We start from the raw sequence: 4,495 nt of genomic DNA, 5'->3' as shown, positions 1-4,495 counted from the left end.
GAGCAAGCCCGCTCCCACATTGGTTTTGTGTACGCCACAGATCCAATGTGGGAGCGGGCTTGCTCGCGAAGGGGCCAGTCAGACCCATACAGATCTCTAATCTTCTTTCTTCATCAACCCGGCCAGCGCGGCAAACGGGTTATGCGTGGCCTTGGCGATCTTCGGCGTGCTCAGCGAGCCTTCGCTGAAGTACTGCTGATCGGTATAACGCGAGTGCTCGTTATCGTGGCAGTACAGGCACAACAGCTCCCAGTTCGAGCCGTCCTGCGGGTTGTTGTCGTGGTTGTGATCGCGGTGGTGCACGGTCAGTTCGCTCAGGCGTTTGCCGGAAAATTCACGGGTGCAGCGGCCACAGACGTGCGGGTACATCTTCAGGGCTTTGTCGCGGTAGCCCATTTCCTTGTCGCGCTGGTTGTCGGCGAGGATGCGATCCAGCTTCGACGTGTTGGTTGGGGTGGACGAACTCATGGGTTCACCTTTGTAAAAGACTAATGACGGTTATGCGCAGAGTTTAGCTCAGCCTTTGAGCTTCTCGGCAATCCAGATCGTGTGGCGCGTGCCCTTGTTGCCGTGGGCGAAGACCTGGACTTCTTCGGCCTTGAAACCGGCCTTCTTCAATTTGTCGGAAAACAGCCGATCAGCGCTGGCCGACCACACCGCCAACACGCCTTTCGGGCGTAGGGCCTTGGCGCAGGCATTCAGACCAGCGGCGGAATACAGCCAACTGTTGGCTTTCTGGGTCAGACCTTCGGGGCCGTTGTCGACGTCAAGCATGATTGCGTCGAAACCATTCGGCTCGCTTTGCAGCACTTTGGCCACGTCTTCCTGACGGATGACGGTGCGCGGATCCAGCAGCGGACGACCGGACTTCTCGCCGAGCGGGCCACGGTTCCACTCGACCACGCCGGGCACCAATTCGGCGACCACTACTTCAGCGGTCTTGCCCAGATGCTTGAGCGCGGAGGCGAGGGTGAAGCCCATGCCCAGACCGCCGATCAGCACCCGCGAATCCGGCCGCCCGGCGACTTTGCGGCAGGGAATCTCGGCCAGCGCATCTTCGGAGCCGTGCATGCGCGTGTTCATCAATTGCCCGCCGTCGCCGCCCTGAATCTTGATGACGAAGTCCTCGCCATACTCGAACAGGCACAGGGCACCGCCGCTTTCGGGGATCGGGGTGGTGTCGAGCAGAACGAAACGTTTCATGGAAATCTCTACAAGGGGGAAGGCAAGCGGGCCCGTTGGGAGTAGCCTGAGCGCAGACTAGAGGCCAAACGGAGCCCTTGATGAAGCGCACCATTCTAACGGTCATTGCCCTGGCCGCGCTCTCGATTACTGCAGTGCAGGCGCAGCAGACCATTCCGGTCAGCCCGACGCCGCAGCCCGGCGCGCCCGGTACCGCAACACCGACACCTTATCCGCAGATCACGCCGATCAACATTCCCAAATCGGGTGCCGGCAGTGGCAGCCCGCCGCTGGTGCCGATTGAAATGCCGACTCCGCCGAGCAAGGATCAGCCAGTGCCGGGCATTGAACCGAGCGGCAGCAAGGCCAAATCGCCTGGCGGTTAGACCTGTTGTGCCGCCAGTTGGCCGTCGGCCATGCGCAGGCGTTTCGACAGCGAGACGGCGAGGGCGCGGATGATCTTCGCGGCGATCTTCGGCGCGTCGTTGAGCATTTTTTCCAGCGAATCCTTGCCGAGGTTCAACAGTTGGCAGTTGCTCGCAGCGATGCAGGTGGCCGAGCGGCGTTCACCATCGAGCACTGCCATTTCACCGAAGGCGCGACCGCTGCGCAGGGTGGCCATGGTGATGACCTGGCCGTCGGGCCCGGTTTTCTGCACAGCGACCTGACCGGTGTGGAGGATGCACATGAAACTGCCGGCATCGCCCTCGCGGAATATCGCCTCGCCTTCCGCCACGGTGCTGATGCTGAAGTAGCCCGAGGCGGCGGCGAAGTCGGCCAGTTGCAATTGATCGAACAGGCCACAGTCCATCAGCCAGTCGCGGATTTCATTGTTCAGGAAGGTTGGTTCTGACATGTCGGTGCGGTCTTTATTGTTTTCACATTTCAAGGCTATACACGGATCCCGTAGGAACGGGCTTTTGTGGCGAGGGGATTTATCCCCGATGGGCTGCGAAGCGGCCCCAAATCTTGCCAGCGCGATTCTGCTGAAACTCCGCGATGACCGAATTTGCGACTGCTGCGCAGCCGATCGGGGATAAATCCCCTCGCCACAATGGGCAGTTTTCACAAGGGATCTGTGGGTATCGGCCACAAGGGTCTGGAGTTAAGACCCAAGTGACCGACGGAGTTCCTCAGGCCAGGCCCAAAACCTTGAAGACAAATGCATATTCGAGCGCTACGTCACGTAATCCCTGATAACGCCCGCTCATTCCGCCATGCCCGGCGCCCAGCTCAGTCTTGAGCAGCAGCACGTTGTCGTCGGTTTTGCTCGCGCGCAGTTTCGCCACCCACTTGGCTGCTTCCCAATACTGCACGCGGCTGTCGTTGTAGCCGGCGATCACCAGTGTCGCGGGATAGGCCTGCGCAGTGACGTTTTCGTACGGCGCGTAAGCCTTGATCCGCTCGTAAACTTCCGGCTCTTCAGGGTTGCCCCACTCGTCATATTCGGTGACGGTCAGCGGCAGCTCCGGGTCGAGCATGGTGTTGAGCACGTCGACGAACGGCACTTCGGCAATCGCCACGCCGAACAAATCCGGACGCTGATTCAATACCGCGCCAATCAACAGGCCACCAGCGCTGCCGCCGCTGATCGCCAGTTTTTCGGCCGTGGTGATGCCGTTGAGGATCAAAAACTCGGCGCAAGCAATGAAGTCGCTGAAGGTGTTCTGTTTGTGTTCCTGCTTGCCAGCGCGATACCAGGCTTCACCCAGCTCACCGCCGCCACGCACGTGGGCGATGGCGAAGGCCATGCCGCGATCGAGCAGACTCAAACGCGCGTGGGAAAACCATGGATCAAGGCTCGAGCCGTAAGCGCCGTAACCGTACAGATACAGCGGCACCGGTTTGCCGAGCATTTCGCGTTTCATCACCAGGCTGATCGGCACTTGCGTACCGTCCGGCGCTGTGGCCCACAGGCGCTGGCTGACGTAAGCGTCGGCGTCAAACGGGCCGAGCACCGGGGTTTCCTTCAGCACAGTTTGTTCGCCAGTGGCGAGGATCAACTGGCGCACCTGAGCCGGACGGTTCAACGCTTCATAGCGCAGACGAATGCGATCACTCTCGAATTCCAGGCTGTTTTGCACATAGAGGCTGTAGGCCGCGTCTGGTAATTGCACGCGATAAGGCGCCAGGCCTTGTGGGTGAACTTCGATGATCGGCAGGCCACCTTCGCGCAGGCTCAAAGTCATGGCTTCGGTGTTGAGGCTGACGCCGTCGAGCATCACCGTGTCGCTGTGCGGGATCAGGTTCTGCCAGTCGGCTTCGGTCGGCGCAATGCCGGTGTCCGGCGCCTGATACAGCGCGTAGTTGATGCCGTCGCGGTTGGTGCGGATAAACCATGTCCACGTGCCATCGAGCAGGCCGTGGTCGACGTCGTATTCGTGATCTTCGACGCGCGGCGCCAGGCAGGTAAACGGCAGGTGCGGCTGATTGGCATCGAGCACCCAGACTTCGCTGGTGGTCTTGCTGCCCAGCGACAGCAGCAATTGCTGCTCGGAGCTGGAACGGTAGCAATGCAGGAAAAAGCGACCGTCCGGCTCAGTGAAGACTTCTTCAGCGGCGGTGCCGTCGAGGCGATAGCGCAACAGTTTGTGGGGGCGATGGGTGTCGTCGAGTTCGCCGAAGAACAGGGTCAGGCTGTCGTTGGCCCAGGTCATGCTGCCGTCGCAGTCTTCGAATTCCAGCTCACTGACCTTGTCGTTGGACAGTTCTTTGACGAACAGCGTGTAGATCTCATCGCCGGTGGCGTCGACGCTGTAGGCCAGCCGCTGATGATCGGGGCTGATGCTGAACGCGCCCAGCGAGAAGAACCCGCCATTGGCCAGTACGTTCGGGTCGAGCAACAGTTGTTCGCGACTTTCGTCGAGGGTCAGGCTGTCGTCGGCCGGACGCGGGCAGCGGTAGTGCCGCGCGTATTCGTCGCCAGCGGTGGTGCGCGTGTAATACAGGTACGGGCCCCATGGCGAGGGCAGGGACAGGTCGGTTTCGAGAATCCGGCCCTTGATCTCTGCGAACAGGGTTTCGCGCAATTCAGCCTGATCGGCGGTTTGCGCTTCCTGATAGCCGTTTTCAGCCTTGAGGTAATCGAGTACTGCGTCGGTGTCGCGTTCCTGCAGCCAGGCATACGGGTCGGCGCCGGGCGCCTTGTGGGCAATCGGAGCACTGCTGACTTTGGCGGATTGGGGCATGGAAGGCTCTCGAACAATGTACGGAATAGGGGTTTTCGCAGATCCTGGAAACACTGCAACCTCTGTAGGAGTGAGCCAGCTATCGATTATTCCCGGAGCTTAAAAAAAAAATACGCCTGGCAGTA

5 protein-coding genes are annotated in these 4,495 nt (G+C 60.3%); 1 reads left to right on the top strand and 4 read right to left on the bottom strand.

The features are described from left to right. Window positions 1-96 precede the first annotated feature (96 nt). On the bottom strand, window positions 97-468 hold the full coding sequence (locus QMX93_RS29825; RefSeq protein WP_007911336.1) for a YajD family HNH nuclease: 372 nt from the start codon (window positions 466-468) through the stop codon (window positions 97-99). A gap of 48 nt (window positions 469-516) precedes the next feature. Further along, window positions 517-1,203: a spermidine synthase gene (locus QMX93_RS29820; RefSeq protein ID WP_007911335.1), complete on the bottom strand. Its 687-nt coding sequence runs from the start codon at window positions 1,201-1,203 to the stop codon at window positions 517-519. Between the two features lie 80 nt (window positions 1,204-1,283). Between QMX93_RS29820 and QMX93_RS29815 the strand changes: the two genes are divergently transcribed. Beyond that, window positions 1,284-1,568 carry a hypothetical protein gene (locus QMX93_RS29815; RefSeq protein WP_053118110.1) on the top strand — a complete coding sequence of 95 codons (285 nt, stop codon included), beginning with the start codon at window positions 1,284-1,286 and terminating at the stop codon, window positions 1,566-1,568. Here the strand turns inward: QMX93_RS29815 and QMX93_RS29810 are convergent. Together QMX93_RS29810 and QMX93_RS29805 are read right to left on the bottom strand one after the other, a co-directional pair. Continuing rightward, entirely contained in the window at window positions 1,565-2,038 is a 474-nt protein-coding gene (locus tag QMX93_RS29810) for a cyclic nucleotide-binding domain-containing protein (protein WP_008085900.1), read from the bottom strand. The genes QMX93_RS29815 and QMX93_RS29810 overlap by 4 nt on opposite strands. A 277-nt stretch (window positions 2,039-2,315) precedes the next feature. Then, window positions 2,316-4,370: a S9 family peptidase gene (locus QMX93_RS29805; RefSeq protein WP_282359151.1), complete on the bottom strand. Its 2,055-nt coding sequence runs from the start codon at window positions 4,368-4,370 to the stop codon at window positions 2,316-2,318. Between the last annotated feature and the right edge of the window lie 125 nt (window positions 4,371-4,495).

Source organism: Pseudomonas sp. PS01303 (genome assembly GCF_029959385.1).
Classification (GTDB): domain Bacteria; phylum Pseudomonadota; class Gammaproteobacteria; order Pseudomonadales; family Pseudomonadaceae; genus Aquipseudomonas; species Aquipseudomonas rustica.
Note: the sequence above shows the minus strand (reverse complement) of the source record. Positions and strands in the feature narration are given on the sequence as shown.